Source organism: Providencia vermicola (assembly GCF_020381325.1).
GTDB lineage: Bacteria > Pseudomonadota > Gammaproteobacteria > Enterobacterales > Enterobacteriaceae > Providencia > Providencia vermicola.
The window spans coordinates 107,148-128,299 of record NZ_JAGSPI010000006.1 but is presented as its reverse complement, the minus strand read 5'-3'; the positions used below and the strand labels follow the sequence as shown (position 1 = coordinate 128,299).

15 protein-coding genes are annotated in these 21,152 nt (G+C 40.5%); 10 read left to right on the top strand and 5 right to left on the bottom strand.

Going from position 1 to position 21,152, the window contains the following annotated elements; translation table 11 throughout:
- Window positions 1–134: 134 nt before the first annotated feature.
- Entirely contained in the window at window positions 135–479 is a 345-nt protein-coding gene (erpA, locus tag KDJ85_RS10345) for an iron-sulfur cluster insertion protein ErpA (RefSeq protein ID WP_154623408.1), read from the bottom strand.
- 213 nt (window positions 480–692) lie between these two features.
- Here erpA and hemL point away from each other — a divergent pair, with 213 nt between their 5' ends.
- Window positions 693–1,982 (top strand): glutamate-1-semialdehyde 2,1-aminomutase, encoded by a 1,290-nt coding sequence (gene hemL / locus KDJ85_RS10340; protein ID WP_225819605.1) that lies wholly within the window; start codon window positions 693–695, stop codon window positions 1,980–1,982.
- A gap of 279 nt (window positions 1,983–2,261) precedes the next feature.
- Here hemL and mrcB read toward each other — a convergent pair whose 3' ends face one another.
- Window positions 2,262–4,784 (bottom strand): bifunctional glycosyl transferase/transpeptidase, encoded by a 2,523-nt coding sequence (gene mrcB, locus KDJ85_RS10335; protein WP_225819604.1) that lies wholly within the window; start codon window positions 4,782–4,784, stop codon window positions 2,262–2,264.
- A 190-nt stretch (window positions 4,785–4,974) separates the two neighbouring features.
- Entirely contained in the window at window positions 4,975–7,434 is a 2,460-nt protein-coding gene (hrpB, locus tag KDJ85_RS10330) for an ATP-dependent helicase HrpB (protein WP_225819603.1), read from the bottom strand.
- Between the two features lie 100 nt (window positions 7,435–7,534).
- Between hrpB and sfsA the strand changes: the two genes are divergently transcribed.
- From sfsA to panD, 7 genes are all read left to right on the top strand, one after another.
- Window positions 7,535–8,245, top strand: a complete 711-nt coding sequence (gene sfsA, locus KDJ85_RS10325; protein ID WP_225819602.1) for a DNA/RNA nuclease SfsA — start codon at window positions 7,535–7,537, stop codon at window positions 8,243–8,245.
- Window positions 8,246–8,439: 194 nt separating this feature from the next.
- Window positions 8,440–8,895 carry an RNA polymerase-binding protein DksA gene (dksA, locus tag KDJ85_RS10320; protein ID WP_004260494.1) on the top strand — a complete coding sequence of 152 codons (456 nt, stop codon included), beginning with the start codon at window positions 8,440–8,442 and terminating at the stop codon, window positions 8,893–8,895.
- 545 nt (window positions 8,896–9,440) lie between these two features.
- Window positions 9,441–10,970, top strand: coding sequence for a polynucleotide adenylyltransferase PcnB (pcnB, locus tag KDJ85_RS10315; protein WP_225819601.1), 1,530 nt, complete (start codon window positions 9,441–9,443; stop codon window positions 10,968–10,970).
- Between the two features lie 14 nt (window positions 10,971–10,984).
- Window positions 10,985–11,476: a 2-amino-4-hydroxy-6-hydroxymethyldihydropteridine diphosphokinase gene (gene folK / locus KDJ85_RS10310; protein ID WP_225819600.1), complete on the top strand. Its 492-nt coding sequence runs from the start codon at window positions 10,985–10,987 to the stop codon at window positions 11,474–11,476.
- A gap of 58 nt (window positions 11,477–11,534) precedes the next feature.
- Window positions 11,535–12,326, top strand: a complete 792-nt coding sequence (gene panB, locus KDJ85_RS10305; RefSeq protein ID WP_225819599.1) for a 3-methyl-2-oxobutanoate hydroxymethyltransferase — start codon at window positions 11,535–11,537, stop codon at window positions 12,324–12,326.
- Window positions 12,327–12,352: 26 nt separating this feature from the next.
- Window positions 12,353–13,216, top strand: a complete 864-nt coding sequence (gene panC, locus KDJ85_RS10300; RefSeq protein WP_225819598.1) for a pantoate--beta-alanine ligase — start codon at window positions 12,353–12,355, stop codon at window positions 13,214–13,216.
- 239 nt (window positions 13,217–13,455) lie between these two features.
- Complete coding sequence (panD, locus tag KDJ85_RS10295; RefSeq protein ID WP_225819597.1) at window positions 13,456–13,836, top strand: aspartate 1-decarboxylase; 381 nt, start codon at window positions 13,456–13,458, stop codon at window positions 13,834–13,836.
- A gap of 116 nt (window positions 13,837–13,952) precedes the next feature.
- On the opposite strand, the gene KDJ85_RS10290 is transcribed toward panD, so the two are convergent.
- Entirely contained in the window at window positions 13,953–14,723 is a 771-nt protein-coding gene (locus KDJ85_RS10290) for an ABC transporter permease (RefSeq protein ID WP_225819596.1), read from the bottom strand.
- The gene (locus tag KDJ85_RS10285; protein ID WP_225819595.1) at window positions 14,723–15,661 is read right to left on the bottom strand and encodes an ABC transporter ATP-binding protein; all 939 of its coding nucleotides are present in this window, start codon (window positions 15,659–15,661) and stop codon (window positions 14,723–14,725) included. The genes KDJ85_RS10290 and KDJ85_RS10285 overlap by 1 nt, the downstream gene beginning before the upstream one ends.
- A gap of 257 nt (window positions 15,662–15,918) precedes the next feature.
- Here KDJ85_RS10285 and can point away from each other — a divergent pair, with 257 nt between their 5' ends.
- Both can and KDJ85_RS10275 read left to right on the top strand, forming a co-directional pair.
- Entirely contained in the window at window positions 15,919–16,575 is a 657-nt protein-coding gene (gene can, locus KDJ85_RS10280; protein ID WP_206082962.1) for a carbonate dehydratase, read from the top strand.
- 409 nt (window positions 16,576–16,984) lie between these two features.
- Window positions 16,985–21,136 (top strand): two-partner secretion domain-containing protein, encoded by a 4,152-nt coding sequence (locus KDJ85_RS10275; RefSeq protein WP_225819594.1) that lies wholly within the window; start codon window positions 16,985–16,987, stop codon window positions 21,134–21,136.
- Window positions 21,137–21,152 lie beyond the last annotated feature (16 nt).

The window sequence follows — 21,152 nt, the reverse complement described above, 5'->3', positions numbered from 1 at the left end:
TACAGAAATTTTCTAAATAGTTTGCGTTGTGGCAAGGCGGCAAATGAAGCTATCTCGGGGAGCATACACTAGTATGTGACCCGAGTAGCTGAATGAAGCCAACACCGCCACAGCGCGAAATATGACGAAAATTTTTAGACGCTAAAGGACGACCCACACCCACAGGTAGACTTAGCATTTGGATTTGTTACGATAAAACGAGAACCCTCTAAGCCCTCTGTGTAGTCGACACTTCCGCCCACCAAATATTGCAAGCTCATCGGGTCAACTACCAGCGCAACACCTTGTTTCTCAATAGTCATATCACCATCGTTGATTTGATCATCAAAGGTGAAACCGTACTGGAAACCACTGCATCCGCCACCAGTGATATAAACACGCAGACGCAGATTTGGGTTGTCCTCATCAGAGACTAAATCTTTAACTTTAATTGCTGCCGCATCAGTAAATTGCAATGGCAGAGCTGCATCATCACTCATTTTTCACTCCAAACCGGTGACCGGTAAATTCATGTGTGGGTTAAAAACCACTCAGATCAATTAACCCAATTATCCGCCACTTGACTAAATCGTTCAAGTGTTGTTACGCAATTAGACACATTGTGCATATCTTGCTAGCAACATTTGGTTTAATTGATGCAGTGCTTTAGAATGGTAGCAAATTTTTATTTCGCCCTTTTCTGGAGCCCTGCCATGTCGCAATCTGAAATTCTGTATGAGCAAGCAAAACAACAAATTCCTGGCGGTGTGAATTCGCCAGTTCGCGCCTTTAATGGTGTCGGTGGTACGCCTTTATTTATCGAAAAAGCGGATGGTGCTTATATTTATGATGTTGATGGTAAAGCGTATGTCGATTACGTTGGCTCATGGGGACCAATGGTCTTAGGCCATAACCATCCTGAAATTCGCGATGCGGTAATTAAAGCCGTCCATAAAGGTTTGAGTTTCGGCGCACCAACTGCCGCCGAAGTTGAAATGGCCGAATTAGTGTGCGAACTTGTTCCTTCTATGGATTTAGTTCGCATGGTGAACTCTGGTACTGAAGCCACCATGAGTGCTATTCGCCTAGCTCGCGGCTATACAGGCCGCGATAAAATTATCAAATTCGAAGGTTGCTACCATGGCCACGCAGATTGCTTATTAGTGAAAGCAGGTTCTGGTGCGCTGACCATGGGCGAACCAAACTCACCCGGTGTTCCTGAAGATTTCGTCAAACACACGCTCACTTGCACTTACAATGACCTTGCATCTGTGCGCCAAGCCTTTGAAAATTATCCTGAAGATATAGCTTGTGTCATCGTGGAGCCTGTTGCTGGGAACATGAACTGCGTGCCACCCACTGCAGAATTCCTACCTGGCTTACGTGCACTATGTGATGAATTTAACGCCGTACTGATCATTGATGAAGTAATGACAGGCTTTCGTGTTGCATTAGGTGGCGCACAAGATTACTACGGTGTTGAGCCAGACTTGACCTGCTTAGGCAAGATTATTGGTGGTGGTATGCCTGTGGGTGCATTTGGTGGTCGTCTTGAAATTATGGAAAAATTAGCGCCTATCGGCCCTGTTTACCAAGCTGGTACTTTATCGGGTAACCCTGTTGCAATGGCAGCGGGCCTCGCTTGCTTAAAAGAAGTGTCTCAACCAGGTGTTCATTCACGTTTAAATGAGCTAACAGAAAAATTAGCCCGTGGGTTAAAACGTGCTTCCCAAGAACAAGGTATCCCGATGGTCATCAATCATGTCGGGGGGATGTTTGGTATTTTCTTCACGGATGCAGCAACAGTGACTTGCTACCAAGATGTGATGAAATGCGATGTGGAGCGCTTCAAAAAATTCTTCCATTACATGTTAGAACAAGGCATTTACCTCGCACCATCCGCTTTTGAAGCCGGGTTTATGTCTATCGCACACAGCGATGAAGATATTGAAAAAACTATCAAAGCAGCTGAAACTGCATTGATGAAAATTAAAGAGAATTAATTCACATTGATGTTATAGAGGTGAAATTTTATCCATTTTCACCTCTATTTTTTTATAGTTAAGAATAGATAACTCTAGGTTCGACACCACAACTCCCTAACTAATTCATACTCGAATAATTAGCCTTTCAAATAAGCGATTCACCAACTAATTAATTCTCTAAATAGTTCGAGTTGTGGCAAGGCGGCAAATGAGGAAATCCCTAGGAGCATACACAAGTATGTGACTAGGGTTGACGAATGAAGCCAACACCGCCACGGCTCGAAATATGACGAAAATTTAGGGATTATCGCCAAACATATCCTTCACCCAGTCCGGCGCATCACTTTTTTGCTCATCATTATTGCCATTTAAATTCCACATTGGTGCTTGGTCTTCGGAGGCTTGGCATAGGCTGTCTGGGTTATCCGTCCAAATCGGTAACATTCTACCGCCACCAAAGTTTGAGCAGCTTAACTGACCATCAGCCGTGACTTGCATATCGACAATGCCCTCTGGCGCACGATTAATCAGAGCTAATGGCGCTTGGTTATCAAGGTAGCGTTGGTAGACTTTTAAAGCCCCTGTCGCCCCTGTTAACTGTGTCGGGCCATTGTTATCACGCCCTACCCAGACAATTGCCACCTCTTTGCCATCAATACCCGCATACCAACTATCACGCAAATCATTGGTTGTCCCTGTTTTACCTGCCAAATTGTACTTACCATATTTGGATAATAAAACGCGACCTGTTCCTTGATTCACCACTTGCTGCATACCATAAAGTGTTAAATAAGCCGCTTGTGAAGGTACAGCACGCTCTGCGGATGGGTAACTTTGATAAATTTCGTTACCATCACCGTCGATAACGGAACGCAGGGAGGATAATTTCGCCCGATTGCCTTCACCACCAATAGTTTGGTAAACCTGAGCCACTTCCGCTGGCGTTAAGTTAACAGCACCTAGGAACATCGCTGGCACTTTTTCCATCGCTGCAGCTGGTGCCCCTAGACGAACAAACGTCTTAAACACTTGGTCGAGGCCAATATCTAACCCTAAGTTAACGGTTGGGATATTCTGTGATTTTGCAAGCGCATCAACTAGCATCATACGGCCGTTGAAATTACGGCTGTAGTTTCTTGGGCTCCAATTTTGATTGCCGACTTTAACTGTCAGCGGTTCATCTTTTAACCATGTGTTCAAACGATAACGATCAGGCTCACTCAGTGCGGCGAGGTACACAGGCGGTTTTGCCAATGAACCAATACTACGACGTGCGTTCAAGGCACGGTTAAACCCTGAGAATTGTGGCTGAGAACCACCCACCATGGCACGCACTTCACCGTTGATACGGTCAACCACCACCATTGCACCTTCAATATCGTCTAATTTACGGGTTTTGCGTAAATCTGCGACACCATTTTCCACGGCGTTTTCTGCTGCAGTTTGCGCAACAGGGTCTAAGGTTGTGAAAATTTTCGCGCCTGATAATTCTTTGACTTTATCGCCCAATTTTTCATTGAGTTCTAGGCGAACCATTTGCATAAAGGCAGGTTGAGATGCCACCAGCCCCTCTTTATTTTTCACACCAAGTGGCCTTGCGCTAAGAACTTGGTACATTTCTTGGTCAATCACACCGCGCGTTTCAAGAATTTTCAACACGATATTACGGCGTTTAATGGCATTTTGTGGTTTTGTCCAAGGGTTGTAGGTTGATGCCCCTTGTACCATTCCCACCAACAATGCTTGCTGATCGAAGCTTAATTCATTAATTGGACGACCAAAATAGTACAAGCTCGCTAACGGGAAACCACGAATTTCATCATTACCATTTTGACCTAAGAAAACTTCGTTTAAATATAGTTCTAAAATACGCTCTTTGCTGTAATTATAGTCCAATAGGAGAGCCATATAGGCTTCGTTAGCTTTACGCTTTAAGGTTCGCTCATTAGTTAAAAACAGGTTTTTGACCAATTGCTGTGTCAGGGTACTTCCCCCTTGTACTGAGCGCCCAGCAGTTAAGTTAGCAACAACAGCACGGCCAATAGAGTACAAACTGACACCATCGTGCTCGTAAAAGTTTCTATCTTCGGTTTCAAGTAAGATTTTCACCAGAGATTCAGGAAAATCGGCTAATGGCAGCACCAAACGCTGCTCATTATTTGCAGATTGCATCATGGTGATAAGTTTTGGATCTAAACGGAAGAAACCAAATGAGCGGCCATTCTCCATATTTTCAATCTTACTTAAGGCATTATTTTCAAACACCATACGTGCCAGAATCTGCCCTTCTTTTTGATCAGGGAAGTTAAATGGACGGCGTAAAATTTCAATGGTATTACCACGCACCACAAACTCACCCGATGTGGTGATTTTACTGACTTTGCGATATTGCATACCTTCGAGCAAGCGTGTCATTTCCGCTTGGCTATAATCCATCCCTGGCTCCAGGTTGACCATACGACCGTAAACCGCAGCGGGTAGATCCCAAACCTTGCCATCGAGACGCTCTTTAATTTGTTGATTTAAATAAAAACCATACGCCGCTAATAGCACCGCAAACACGATCAACAACTTAACGAGTAACCAAAACCAACGCCATTTGCTTTTTACTTTGCGCTGTTTTTTATTTTTTGAGCCTTTTTTAGCCATGTGCTCTTCTTCATCTTCATCATCGAGATATTGTTCTTCAATATCATCATCTTGGTATAAATCTTCATCATCATAATCATCGCGGTCTCTACGGCGGCGTGATGAAGATTGTTTTTTGTCAGCCGTTTTTTTATTACGTCGGCCAATTGGTTCAAAATCTTTACCGGACATGGTCGCTCCATATCACCTTACAAAATTACTTAACAACTTAATTATTCACTAATTGCTTAACGCCTAAGTGGTTAATTTTGGCCCATAACCTTTGAGATTTCACCAAAGAAAGCTCTTAATTACATTTCCTTACTCTGCTTTGCCCATCCAAGCCCGTTTTAGAAACCCGTTATTAGAGCACAAAAATCGGTTATTTCGTACTCATCATCGCTTTTTTTGTTTGCCTTGTAGGTGCCGTATTCGCGGGGTCATCTGGCCATAAATGCTTTGGATAGCGTCCTTTCATCTCTTTTTGAATTTCTTTGTAGCTACCTTGCCAAAACGCACCGAGGTCTTGAGTAATTTGCAGTGGTCGCATAGCAGGCGATAATAAAGACACCGTTACGGTAAGTTTTCCCTGAGCAACAGTTGGATTGGTTTTTTCACCGTACATTTCTTGCATGCGAATTTCGATAAATGGCGGTTTATCTAAAGCGTAGTGAATGCTCACATCGTGGAAGGATGGCGCGTGGTAAGTGTCTGGAAACTGACTCTGCAACCACTGCTGTTGCTGCCAATCCAAACGGTTGATTAATAACTTAGCTAAATTAATTTGTTGCAATTTTTGCTTGTTCGTCACACCATCCAAATAGGGTTCTAACCATTCATCCAAAGAATCCAATAGTGCATTTTCATCAAAATCAGGGAAATTAACTTCAGGAAACAGCTGTTTCGCTAATGTGCAACGAATACACAATTGAAGCGCATCTTCCTGCCAATTCAGTTGTTGTAAACCATTTTGCTTTAGCCAGTAAACCAATGCTTGGCGAATTTCCGTTTTATCTGGGTTAGTAAGCCGCTCTGATTTCACCACCAGTTGCCCACATTGCAAGCGTTTCCACGCTAATAAAGTGCCCTTTTGCTCATCCCATTCCACGGTTTCTTGCGACCTAAATAAAGTAAGGTAATCAACTTGTAACCTTTCAATTTCAATCGGATAAGCTAATGAAATCCGTGCATCTGCCGAATTTTCTGGCTGCCAAACTGAGACGACCATTAACCAAGGCGAGCCAATAAGCGAGTCCGATTCATTCAGGGATGCACCTAAGCCGCTAGCGAGTTGATAACGCAGTTGGTTATCACGAGATTTGGCGATACGATCTGGGAAAGCCGTAACTAACAATGTTGGTAACCACTCACTTATCAGCGCACCTTGTTGACTAATTTTATTCGATACTTTTTGTTCACTCAGCACGGATGCACGTTTACACCAATTATCTGTCGGCCTTTCGATAAAACTGCGTAAGTCACATCCCCCATTGCGTGGGGGTTCTTCAATGATTGCCGTTAACAATGCGGCGAGCTGAATCACATTTTTATCTTGGCTTTCTTGCGCTTTACAGAGCATCGCAGCAGTTCGCACCTCGCTACCGAAAGCCGCCATCTTTTGCCCCAATACCGTTAACTTACCTTGGTTATCAACAGCCCCTAATTTTGTTAATAACATCTTCGCAGCGGCAATCGCAGGTTGCGGTGGTGATGATAACCAACTTAGTTGCGCCGTATCATGACATCCCCATTGTAATAAAGAGAGCCATAACCCACTGAGATCGCTCTGGTTAATTTCAGCCTCGCTAAACTGGGCTGCTCGTTCAGCTTGCTCCTCACTGAATAAGTGCCAACACATCCCCGCTTCTAAACGTCCTGCTCGGCCAGCTCTTTGAGCCATTGACGCTTGGCTTATTCGCTGTTTTACCAATTTTGTTAACCCTGTTCGTGGGTTAAACTGCCCAACACGTTCAAAACCGCTATCTACCACTAAACGAATACCCTCAATGGTTAAACTGGTTTCTGCAATATTGGTTGCCAACACCACTTTGCGTTTTCCTTCGGGAGCAACTTGGATGGCTTGTTGTTGAGCTTGCAGTGAAAGTGCACCATATAACGGACACAAAAGTATGTCCTCACTCACCATAGAAGAGAGTTCTGCTCTCACTTTCTCTATTTCCCCAACGCCTGGGAGGAACAAAAGTAGTGAGCCTGGTTCTCGTTGCAATAATTGCCACACCACTGATGCCACTTCTTTATGGAATAACTTGTTAGGGTTAATTGGATAGTATTCACGCGCAACAGGGAAAGTACGACCTTGAGACGTGATGACTGGCGCTTCGGGGAATAATTGCGTTAGGCCTTGGTTATCCAATGTGGCTGACATTAATAAGATACGCAAATCATCTCGCAGTGCTTGCTGAGAATCTAATAACAGGGCAAGGCCAAGGTCTGCCTGTAAATTTCGCTCGTGAAACTCATCTAAAATCACCAACCCAATACCTTCAAGCATCGGGTCACTTTGTAACTGCCGTGCAAGTACGCCTTCCGTTACCACCTCTAAACGCGTATGGCGACTCACTTTCGTTTCCGAACGCATACGTAACCCTATCGTGTTACCTACCTCTTCGCCAAGCTGCTGTGCTAAACGCGTTGCGACTGAACGCGCAGCAAGACGACGCGGTTCTAACATAATAATTCGCCCATCAATGACGCCACTTTTGAGTATTTCAAGGGGTAATACCGTTGATTTACCCGCGCCTGTTGGGGCGTGTAATAAAACTTGTGGAGACGATTTTAAGGCTGCCAGTAACGATTTACTGACTTCTAATATAGGTAACACGAAAGTAACGACTCCCTGCATTTAACTTTTGCTATCAGACATTGTAGCATTAGCCACTTTCATCAGTCAGCTTATCACAGGTTAGCGCCGCGGAGACCTTATGGAATTTCATCCCCCTTTACAACCTGCCACCTTAATTAAGCGTTATAAACGGTTTTTAGCGGATGTCACCTTACCTAATGGCGAAGAGATAACAATTCACTGTGCCAATACAGGTGCGATGACTGGATGTGCAACCCCTGGAGATACCGTCTGGTATTCCACATCTGACAATGCAAAACGCAAATATCTCCACAGTTGGGAGTTAACTCAAACAGCACAAGGACACTTTATTTGTATCAACACCCTTCGTGCAAACCAACTTGTCGCTGAAGCCTTAACCGAAAAGTGCATTCCAGAATTATCTGAGTACAGCAAGATAAAACCTGAAGTGAAATATGGAACAGAAAATAGTCGCATTGATTTTCTTCTCACACACGATGGGTTACCTGACTGTTTTATTGAAGTTAAATCAGTCACTTTACTGGAAAATGAACACGGTTTTTTCCCCGATGCGGTGACGCTTAGGGGACAAAAACACTTAAGAGAACTCATGCATATTGCGAAAGAAGGAAAAAGAGCCATACTATTGTTTGTTGCTTTACATACAGGTATTCACGTAGCATCAGCAGCGGCGCATATTGATAAGAAATATGCGCAATTATTAGAGGAAGCAAGGCAAAGCGGTGTTGAAGTACTTTGTTATCAGGCAGATATAACTGCTCAACAAATGTCGTTAAGTAAACAGATTAGTTTTACATCTATTAAATAATTTTTTTTAATAGATTTTTATACGGGGCCGCTGAGTTCTGGGGCGCTAAAAGGGAATAAACACGCTCGCCCTCACAGCATTACAAAACTCATTGCATGAACGATTGCCAAGAGAGCTCTCTTCTGCTATTTATAGCGACCTTAAATTTTCCCCCTTGGGGTTTTTGTAAAATTTGCGTGTGTAGGAGAAGCATTATGCAAGAAGGGCAAAAACGTAAGACATCGTCCTTAAGCATTCTCGCCATTGCTGGGGTTGAGCCCTATCATGAAAAAGCTGGCGAAGAGTACATGAACGAAGCCCAATTGGCGCATTTTAAGCTCATTCTCGAAGCATGGCGCAATCAACTCAGAGATGAAGTGGACCGGACTGTTACTCATATGCAAGATGAGGCAGCTAACTTTCCAGACCCCGTTGATAGAGCCGCTCAGGAAGAAGAATTCAGCCTTGAATTACGTAACCGGGATCGTGAACGTAAATTGATTAAGAAAATCGAGAAAACGCTGAAAAAAGTTGAAGATGACGACTTTGGCTACTGTGAATCATGTGGTGTAGAAATTGGCATCCGTCGTTTGGAAGCCCGTCCTACTGCTGATTTATGTATCGACTGTAAAACATTAGCTGAAATTCGCGAAAAGCAAATGGCAGGCTAATTGCTCAAATGGAGTCCTGAACGGCGCATATTGCGTGCGCCGTTGTAAGGGTTTCGCCCCTTTAAAATCTCCTCTTTTTCACACAATCTAATACGCGCCTTTATTCATTCCTTATTTTTGCTATCATTTTTGATAAAATTCATGGCTAGCAAACGAATACGTTAATCAGATCTTAATAAAAATGCGATTTTTCAGTAAATTTTTTATTGAATTTTACAGTGTGTTTTTCCGATTATGGTTTAAATATCGCTTAATGTCTTTATGGTAAAAACCCACTAAAATAAGGCGTTCTGCGCCGTAAGTGATGAAACTAAGAAAAATATAGCTTATTTTTTAACCTATTTTTATTGATAAAAAAAATGATTAGACGTGACTTTTATTCGTTTAACCATTCTCAAAGAAACTTCAGTGAGCTATGATTAGCCGCTTATTTTGTTTATTGAACATTGGTAATCACATCGAGGTGTACTATTTTTAACCGAGTAGCAAATTTCTGCCGTCACATTTTATCTCGCAATACCACTGCATCGAATAGTGAAGATTCGTTGCAGCACACGCATACTCAGCGAGATACCTCGGCAGCCGGTAAAAGGCCAGTCACTCATTCCGATAAGGAGCAGACATCTCCTCGTACTCGGAACGCTAAACAAACGCAAAAAACAGCGCCTATTAAAAAAACGGTTCGTCAATCTCAACGTGCCGATTCTTCGTCTGAGAAACACCCTACAATGACAACCGAAAATAACGAAAACATTACTGTTATTCCGCGTTCTGAACACTCTATTTCCCGCAGTGACATCAGCGATAATGCGCTGAAAGTCCTCTATCGTTTAAATAAAAGTGGCTATGAAGCCTACTTAGTGGGTGGTGGTGTTCGTGATTTATTATTAGGCCAAAAGCCAAAAGACTTTGATATCACTACAAATGCAACGCCAGAGCAGATCCGTAAGCTATTTCGCAATTGCCGCCTTGTTGGCCGCCGATTCCGCTTAGCACATATTATGTTTGGCCCTGAGATTATCGAAGTTGCGACTTTCCGCGGACATCATGACCAGAATGCCTCAGATGATAAAAATTTGTCATCACAGGCACAAAATGGCATGTTGCTGCGCGATAACATTTTCGGTTCTATTGAAGAAGACGCTATTCGTCGCGATTTCACCGTTAACAGCCTGTATTACAACATTGATGATTTCACTTTACGTGACTACGTCAATGGATTGGCTGATCTTAAAGCCGGTGTTATTCGTCTTATTGGTGACCCTGAAACTCGTTACCGAGAAGACCCTGTTAGAATGCTCAGGGCAGTACGCTTTGCGTGTAAGTTGGATATGACTATTGAGCCAAAAACCGCAGACCCAATTTATCATCTTGCTCCATTGTTAAGGGAAATTCCTTCTGCAAGATTATTTGAAGAGTCCTTAAAATTACTTCAAGCAGGCCAAGGTTATTCAACGTACAAGATGCTCAAGAAATTTGGTTTATTTGAGCAACTATTCCCTGTTATTTCGAGCCGTTTTAGTGAAAATGATGACTCGCCAATGGAAAAAATCATTGAGCAAGTTTTGAAAAACACAGACTTCAGGCTTAAAAACGATAAGCGTGTCAACCCTGCATTTTTATTTGCGGCCATGTTATGGTATCCCGTTACTGAGCATGCAGAGAAGCTATCCCAAGAAGGGGGCCTCGCCTATTATGATGCCTTTGCCCTTGCAATGAATGATATTTTAGATGAGCAATGCCGTTCAATTGCGATTCCTAAACGCATCACGACAACAATGCGCGATATCTGGTTACTGCAATTACGCTTACCGCGCCGTCAAGGGCGACGCGCCAATAAGTTAATGGAGCACCCAAAATTCCGTGCCGCCTTTGATTTATTAGAGCTTAGAGCCAATGTGGAACATCGTAATGAGCTACAAGAACTGGCATTGTGGTGGACAGATTTTCAGCAAGCTAACAACAGTAAGCAGCGTGAGATGATTTCAGAATTAGGCAATGCCCCAACTCGCCGCCGTCATCGCCCGCAACGCGCCTCTCATGCAGGGGCACGCAAACCCAATAAATCGTCATAAATAGAGGGACCGTTATGGAACAAGTCTATATTGCTGTAGGAAGTAACCTTGGTGAGCCTCTTAAACAGGCACAACAAGCTATTGCAGCATTAGACGCTATTCCTAATAGCCATGTTACTGCAACATCATCTATTTACCGTACGAAGCCGTTAGGGCCGCAAAATCAGCCAGATTTTTTAAATCTGGCTGTATGCCTTGAAACAACGCTTGAGCCAGAAGTACTACTCAACTACACCCAACAAATCGAGCTTGACCTTGGTCGTGTGCGCAAAGACGAACGCTGGGGGCCGAGAACCCTCGATCTCGATATCATGCTTTTTGGTAATCGTGTTATTAATACACCACGATTAACGGTTCCACACTATGGGCTGAAAGAGCGCGAATTTATGTTGTATCCACTCAGTGAACTTGCCCCTACTCTTGTTTTTCCAGATGGTGAATTGCTGTCTGAAAGACTCACACACGTCCCGCGTAACGGCCTAACATTTTGGGATATTAACGCCTAAAATAATCAACCTCTTCTGAGGTGTGGTCGTTGGGAGATCATTTCCGGAGGTTATTATAATGAAACCAATTTCTCTGGCTGATTTATGTCAGTTTAAAAAAGACAAACGCAAATTTGCTACCATGACCGCCTACGATGCAAGCTTCGCTCAATTATTTTATGAGCAAGGGATCCAAGTGATGCTGGTAGGTGACTCATTAGGTATGACTATTCAAGGTGAAACTAGTACCTTACCTGTTACTGTCGAACAAATTGCCTACCATACTCGCTGCGTCCGCAAAGGGGCCCCTGATGCCTTTATCATCGCAGACATGCCATTTATGAGCTACACCACCCCAGAACAAGCCTGTGCTAATGCCGCTATTCTCATGCAAGCGGGAGCAAACATGGTTAAAATCGAAGGTGGTAGTTGGTTATGTGATACGGTCAAAATGCTAACTGAACGTTCTGTGCCTGTTTGTGGCCATTTAGGGTTAACACCGCAAGCGGTGAATGTGCTGGGTGGTTACAAAGTACAAGGTCGTGACGAAGTGACGGCTAATCAGCTAGTAAAAGATGCAATTGCCCTCGAAAATGCAGGAATACAGCTGTTAGTACTTGAATGTGTGCCAACGTCATTGGCTAACCACGTCACAGAAGAATTGTTATTACCCGTTATTGGTATTGGTGCAGGAAATGGAACGGATGGACAAATTTTGGTGATGCATGATGCGTTAGGGATTACCGCTCGCCCACCGAAATTTGCGAAAAACTTCCTTGCACAGGCAGGCAATATGCATGATGCCATCCGCTTGTATATTCAAGAAGTGGAAGCAGGCATTTACCCAGCTGAAGCTCATTCATTTTCTTAATTGACTCATATATAAGGACGACTTGTATGCTTATCGTTGAAACGGCACTGATACTTCGCCGCGAAATTCGCCGTTGGAAACAAGAAGGCAAACGCATCGCACTTGTCCCAACAATGGGAAATTTGCATGATGGTCACTTAACGCTGATTGACCAAGCCAAACAGCAAGCTGATATTGTTATTGCGAGTATTTTTGTTAACCCAATGCAATTTGATAGACAATCAGACCTCGCAAATTACCCTCGCACACTGCAAGAAGACTGTGAAAAACTCAAACGTAAGGGTGTAAATCTAATTTTTGCGCCCTCTTCGCAAGAATTCTACCCTGACGGTATGGAAAAACAGACTTTTGTTGAAGTGCCTGAGTTATCAACGATGTTAGAAGGTGCAAGCCGACCTGGACATTTTAAGGGCGTAGCTACGGTTATCACAAAGCTGTTTAACCTCGTTCAGCCTGAAATAGCCTTATTTGGTGAGAAAGACTACCAACAACTGCAATTAATTCGCAAGTTAGTTAATGACTTATCTTTTGATACCCAAATTATCAGTGTCCCAACAGTAAGAGCAAAAAATGGTCTCGCACTGAGCTCTCGTAATAATAATTTGTCTGCCGATGAGCTAAAAACAGCCCCAATGCTGTATCAAATTATGCAACAAGCAGGTGAAAAATTAGTCATTGAGCCAAATTCATCTGACGATATTATCGCTGACATGAATAACAGCTTACGTGAAGCCGGTTTTACCCCTGATGAGCTGTTTATTCGTGATGCAGAAACATTATTGCCACTTAGTGATGCAAGCAAGCGTGCTGTAATTTTAATGGCTGCATGGTTAGGTCAAACCCGTTTAATTGACAATTTGCAAGTTGACCTGAAGCGCGATATTAAATAAAACAATAGAACTTATAATACTTTCACAGCAACCATCTTGCTGCGTTGATAATCCAGTTACGACTTACATTGCACGTAGCCAACAACGCTGCAGTTTGAAGGCACAATGATTTCTTCAAAGTCATTCAGATTGCAGCTAGGCGGCAAGTAAGTGAGTCCCTGGGAGCATACATAAGTATGTGACTAGGGCGAGCGCACGTAGCCAACAACGCTGCAGTTTGAAGGATGAAGAAGAAAAAAATGTTAAGAAAAATGTTACAAGGCAAACTCCACCGAGTCACTGTCACTCAGGCTGATCTCCACTACGAAGGGTCTTGTGCTATCGACCAAGACTTTATGGACGCTGCGGGTATCCTTGAATACGAAGCCATTGATATTTACAACGTTGATAATGGTGAGCGCTTTTCAACTTATGCTATTTCGGGGGAAAGAGGCTCGCGTATCATTTCTGTTAATGGCGCTGCTGCTCGTCGTGCTGCGGTGGGTGATAAGCTGATCATCTGTTCATACGTGAATATGAGTGATGAAGATGCACGCACTCACAAGCCAAAAGTGGCTTATTTTGATGAAAATAATACCATGAGCCGTATTGCAAAAGCCGTTCCAGTACAAGTGGCTTAGTCCGTAACTTACTTATTTAACTAACTGATAATTATATTATTTAAATATAAAAAGCTGCTTTTGGCTATATTGTATATCAAAAGCAGCTTTTTCATACAGAATTCAATCGTCCATTCTTAGCTTCTAAGCCCTCTACCCTGCTCAATTAAATACCAGGTCAGTAAATAGAAAACAACTAAGAAAATCATTAGTACTCCAAGTGTAATTGCAATTGATACATCTGCAATACCAAGAAAACCATACCTAAACCCGCTAATCATATAAACGATGGGGTTTAACTTTGACACAGCTTGCCAAAATGGGGGCAATAATGAGAGGGAATAGAAAACCCCACCTAAGTATGTTAATGGCGTCAAAACGAAAGTTGGGACAATACTGATATCATCAAATGTCTTAGCAAAGATAGCATTTAATAACCCAGCAAGTGAAAACACAATCGCTGTGAGCAATAGTGTCACCACAACCATAATCCATGAATGCACTTGTAGCGGAATAAAAAACAAAGAAACCAATGTGACGAGGAAACCAACTAAAATTCCTCTCGCAACACCACCACCAACAAAACCCGCGATAATAATGTGTGTTGGAACAGGCGCAACAAGTAATTCTTCAATATTTTTTTGGAATTTTGAACCAAAAAATGATGAGCAGACATTTGAATATGAATTGGTAATGACGGCCATCATAATCAGACCAGGAACGATAAATTGCATATAATCTACCCCTCCCATATCACCAATGCGTGAACCAATTAAATTACCAAAAATCACAAAATATAATGACATAGTAATGACTGGTGGTAACAAGGTTTGTACCCAAATTCGCCCAAAACGGGTAACTTCTTTTATCCAAATCGTTTTTAATGCAACCCAATACAGTGAGAACATTACGCCATCTCCTTCTCTGCCGCATGGCTTTCTTTTTTGACTAAACTAACAAATAATTCTTCCAAACGATTTGCCTTATTACGCATACTTAAAATTTGGATACCTTGTTCGCTTAATTGATTAAAGACACTATTCAGTCCTTGCTCTCTTTTAACATCCACTTCTAGCGTTGACGTATCTATTAATCGAGACTCATAGCCTAATAGTTGAGGAATAGGACTTTTAGGCATTAAATCAAAAATAAAGGTCTCTGACTCTAATTTACTCAATAACTGTTTCATACTGGTATTTTCAACAAGTTCACCGTGTTGAATGATACCGATATTACGACACAGCATTTCTGCTTCTTCTAAATAGTGCGTTGTTAAAATAATTGTTGTGCCTTGTGCATTCAAATTCTTTAAAAAAGACCACATAGAACGGCGCAATTCAATATCAACACCCGCGGTAGGTTCGTCCAAAATTAATAACTTTGGTTGATGCATTAACGCTCGAGCTATCATTAATCGGCGTTTCATCCCGCCGGATAAATTTCGAGCGCGTTCATCACGTTTCTCCCACAAATCCAGTTGTGTCAAATATTGTTCGGCACGTTGGATGGCAACAGAACGCGGGACACCATAATAACCAGCTTGGTTTAGGACAATCTGCAAAACGGTCTCAAATGGGTTGAAGTTAAACTCTTGAGGAACCAACCCGAGTTGCTGCTTCGCAAGTACAACTTGTTTTTCTAAGTCATAACCAAATACTTTAACTGAGCCGCTCGTTTTATTTACTAATGAGCTGATAATACCGATAGTTGTTGATTTGCCTGCGCCATTTGGCCCAAGCAAAGCATAAAAGTCACCATCTTCAACATATAAGTCAATTCCTCGCAGAGCCTTAACGCCACCTGAATAGGTTTTTGTTAACTGCGATAACTCAAGTGCATACGTCATATATAAAAAAACCCTTTATTCTTAGGACGGTTTAGAGGCAATATACTCTTATGATGCCACTTTTTTCTGCTCTATGTTATGCAGAAAAGAGATAATAGATTTATATAAGATAATTCAATATGTTACTAATTGAGGGTTGTCTTGTCTAAATGAGTGGTTCATTATACCAATGTTGTAATTAGTATAACTAATTATTAATTAATCAATAAATGTTGTATAAGATTTTATCGCACAGTAACACAACTAGGCTATAAGTCATGATGAGAAAAATCGAAGAGCTGTTTGCTAATAATGAAGCATGGTCAGCCTCTGTAAAAGAACAAGATCCTGAATTCTTTAAAGAATTATCAAAAGCACAAAAGCCAAGATTCCTATGGATTGGCTGTTCAGACAGTCGAGTCCCCGCTGAAAAATTGATCAATGCAGCGCCTGGTGATCTATTCGTTCACCGTAATGTTGCAAACTTAGTTATCCATACCGACCTTAACTGCTTATCCGTTATTCAATATGCTGTCGATGTTCTGCAAGTTGAACATATCATCATTTGTGGCCATTACGGCTGTGGTGGTATTGAAGCAGCTGTCGATAATACCGAACTTGGTTTAATTAATAACTGGTTACTTCACATACGTGACATATGGTATAGGCATAGTTCAATGTTAGGCGAACTTAAACCTTGTGAACGTTTAGACCGTTTATGTGAATTAAATGTTGTTGAACAAGTTTATAACTTAGGGCATTCAACAATCATGCAATCAGCGTGGAAGCGTGGCCAAAAAGTGATGATCCACGGTTGGGTCTACGGTATTAATAATGGCCGTTTGCAAGATTTGCATATTACTGCAGATAGCAGAGAAAAACTCGAACTTTGTTATAGGGAATCTATTGCAACATTAACACAAAAAAACAAATAAAGTTACAAATTGAAAGCTCTCTTATGAGGGCTTTTAATTAAAAAATCCTAATTAAGAGTAATAAAAATACAAATAAAAATACAAATAAAAAAGAAAATAAAAATATAAAACAAAATTTAACATTAACAATAATTAAGAGTAAATAAGTAAGTACAAAAACATAGGTAATAATGCATACCCATCCTGCCGCAGAGTAAACCTTATCAATTGATAATAAAAGAATTAATCATTACATATACACTTTAACCTGCTTTCGTTAAATTTCTAACATTTTATTTCATAAAAATAACCACAATCTCAATTAAGTATTTTTAAATATATTTATTTTTTATTTCCATCATAATCCAATGACCATAATGGAATGTTATTAATTTTAATATCAATTTAAATCATATTTAGGGATATATCTATGAGTCAACTTATTAATAGTGGATCTTCAACCCCAATATTAAAACTAAAACCTATTTTCCTCTGTATTTCTGCAATATTAGGGGTTACTTCTGTTTCGCATGCCGAAATTATTAATACTAACGGTGCTGGTGTTATGAATCAAAACAATGGCCCAACCATTGTTCATATTAATAAAGCCAGTGATAAGGGGGTTTCTCACAATATATATAGTAAATTTGATGTTGATAAAAAAGGCGTTATTCTAAATAACAGTAAAGATAATACGAATACGCAGCTAGGTGGATTAATTAACGGAAATCTTAATCTATCTGGGGGCGAAGCAAAAGTTATCCTAAATGAGGTTAACTCTAATAATGCCACTACTTTAAACGGTATGATTGAAGTTGCAGGTAAAAAAGCACAGGTTATCGTTGCGAACCCATCAGGTATTACATGTAACTCTTGTGGTTTTATTAATACAGAAAGTTCAACCCTAACTACTGGAAAACCTATTTTAACTAACGGTGAAATCCTTGGTTATAATGTCGCCAAAGGTCAAATTATTGTCAATACCAGTTTAGTTTCAGACTCTCCTACTGAGCTTATTTCTCGCTCAGCCGTTATTAATGGCCAATTAAAAGCAAAAGAAATTAAGGTTGTGACAGGCAATAACTTCATTGACTCTGATGGCAATGCAGTAGCATCTATTACAGGTATAGGTAATCGCCCTTCACTAGCAATTGATACTTCCGCATTAGGTGGTATGTATGCCGATAAAATCACTTTAGTTTCTACCGAAACTGGGGTCGGAGTAAGAAATAAAGGCATCATCTCAGCTGGAAATAAAGGATTATCTGTTAGCTCTGCAGGTTATCTTTCTAACGAGAATAAAATTGAGTCTTCTGGTCATATTGATATCAATACGAGTACATTCCATAACAAAGCATTAATCACTGCTAAAAATGATCTTAATGTTCTGACGAATGAAACTAATCCTTGGCTTGTAACCTTTGATAACGCTAAAGGCAAACTTATTTCAACATCAGGTGATGTTGATTTACGCACTAGTAATAGTATTTCAAACCATGACGGTGGAGTCATCCAAGCTAAAAATAATATTAATATTAAAGCCGATGGCATTCAAAATGGCGGTGGTTTAATCAAAGCCGAGACAGGTGATGTCAATATTGATGCTAGAAGTACAGTTTATCATTCGCGTGAATATTCAAGTACCAGAGCTGAAGATAGAATTATTGCAGGTAGAGATATTAATATTACCGCAGATAGAATTATTAGTGAAAATGCTAGAATTAATGCGGGCAGAGATGTCATTTTAAACACTGTCTCCACTATAGAAAATACTAACTCAGCTATCACGGCTAAACGTAGAATGAGTATTGATGCGTATAGTCTAACAAATAAATCATCATCGATTACTGCCACTAATGCTAAATCTGATTTAAATGTCACTAAATATATTACTAATGACGCAAACTCAGTCATCAGTAGTGGTCGAGGGTTAAATATAACCTCGGAGAAACTGACTAACGCAGGAAAAATTATTTCACCAACTAATGTTCCCAACACAATACCTGTGCCTACTTATATTTCCAATATAAAAGTAGATCATATTGATAACTCTAGGGGAGCAATTTCAGGTGATAAACTGAACATAACATCAAATACAATTAATAATGCGCAAGGCTTTATTGATGCTAAAACACTTAGTATCACATCTAAATCCTTAAATAACTACGGTGGATACGTTCGCTCATATAGCGATATGGATCTCAATGTAAACCAATTAGGTAACTCAAATTCAAGTGACTTTGGCTCAATCGCTTCCAAATTTGGTTTAACCAATAAAGTTGGCGGAATTGAGGTTCTAAATGGTGGTATTACTGTTACTGGTGATGATGTTTACAATTACTCCGGCTTATTTAAAAGTGCATCTGAAGAAAGGACAGCTAGCCTAGGTGGAATGGAGTTTAATTTAACGGGTAAATTTGATAACAATACTGGTGAACTAACAAGCGGCAATGATATTGCTATCACAACTAAAGAGTTATCTAACTACAGAGGTCAACTCAATTCAGATGGAAAATTAAAAATCAAATCCACTGAATCAATTAATAATATCTATGGTAAATTTAACTCGAAAGGCGTAACTGAACTTTATACTCCGTACGTTTCAACTTATAGCAATAATGAAACTTACAGCACAGATGGCACAGGCATTATTTACAACCCTAATGGGTTAAATATTATTCACATTAAAAAACCAACCGATAAAGGCATTTCGCATAATACTTATCAAAGTTTCAATGTGGGTGAAAAAGGAACCATTTTCAATAATAGTAGCACCATGACAGCAACTGAGTTAGGTGGAACTATTGCTGGAAATGAAAATTTAACCGTAGGCAATGAAGCTAAAGTTATTTTAAATGAAATTGTTGGTAATAATATCAGCTTAATTAACGGCATGATGGAGGTTGCAGGTACAGCGGCACAAGTCATTGTTGCGAATGCTTCTGGTATTACTTGTAATAGTTGTGGGTTTATTAATGCATCACGAGGTGCTTTTGTAACAGGTACCCCACTGGTTGTCGGTGATAACTTGATTGGTTATAACGTCACCAACGGCCAAATCACTGTTAATAAAAACCTGACTTCTAATGATGCAGTTGATTTCATCGCCCGTTCAGTGCTCATTAATGGTGACGTCAAAGCTAATGAATTAACTATTTCAACAGGCTCAAATTTATTCGATTCTGAAGGTAATGTACTTTCTAGCTTGTCTGGTCCCTACAACTTAAGTAATTACGGTATTACGATAGCGAATAATGCCAGTTTAAATGCCGAGAAAATGAAGCTCAATGTTAATGAGTCAGGACGCTACTTAAGTAATAGAGGTTTGATCAATACGGGTAATGGCGGTTTAACTGTTAATGCTTATGCTATAAGTAACCCAGGAAAAATAGAATCAAAAGGTAACCTCGATCTAACATCTACGGGTCAATACGCCTTTGATAACGACTATGGGAGTATTATTTCTACTGCTGGAAATATCAATATTACCACTAATGATTCCTTACATAACCGTAATGATGGCTTAATCAGTGCGAATAAAAACATTAATTTAAACATTAATAAAGATATTCAAAATGGTGCCGGTTTAATTAGAGCGGAACAAGGCGATATCAATGTTGATGTTGATACTATCTATAACTGGGCACATAGCAGCAAGCATGGAAAAAATAAATTTATTGCAGGCAGAGATATCTCGATTAACGGAGGCAGAATTATTAATGAACAATCAATAATGTCTGCTGGAAGAGATTTTAGTTTCACGGGTTCTGAATTAAGCAATAAAGCATCAAGCTCCATCACAGCTAATCGTCGCGTGAACATTGATGCTGATTATATCAACAATCTATCATCCGTTATTCAAGCAGTGACAGGCAGAATGGATATTACTGCGCAAAACGCAATAACAAATGATACAAAAGGTGTTATTAGCAGTGACAAACTGATGAATATCACATCACCAAAACTGACAAATAACGGTATCATTGTATCTAATAATGGTAAGTCTACATTTACGGTTAATGACTTAACAAACAAGGCTGGCTACATTAAAGGATTTAACCTTAATTTCATCTCCATGTATTTAAACAATAGCTCTGGGCTGATTAAAGCTGACAATAATCTAGTCATGAACGCTGATTATATTAGTAATACTAACTCGTCAGATTTTAGCAAAAACACTTATAACCTTGGTTTAACAAGTCAAAAAGGTGGCATCATTGCAGACAATGGTAGTATTAACCTCAAAGGCTATCAACTGAATAACGGCTCAGGCATTATTCAAACCAACGCTATCTTTCCTTCAGCAGGAGAAGCGGATATCAATATCACTATGGGTAATGAGATAATCAACAACTACGCACAAATAAACAGTGCTGGAAGCCTGAAAGCAGAAGCGAACACCATATCTAACTACAGTGGCGTGATGAATGCAGACCTTGATTTAACGGCTAAAGCAAATCATTCTATTAATAACTACTTTGGAAAGATAAACGCAAGAAATACCACTAAAGTGACGACACCTAACTTGTCTAATGACTACGGTCAAATCACAGGTAATCCTGTTATTATTGAAACAAACTAATGAATAACGTATTCGT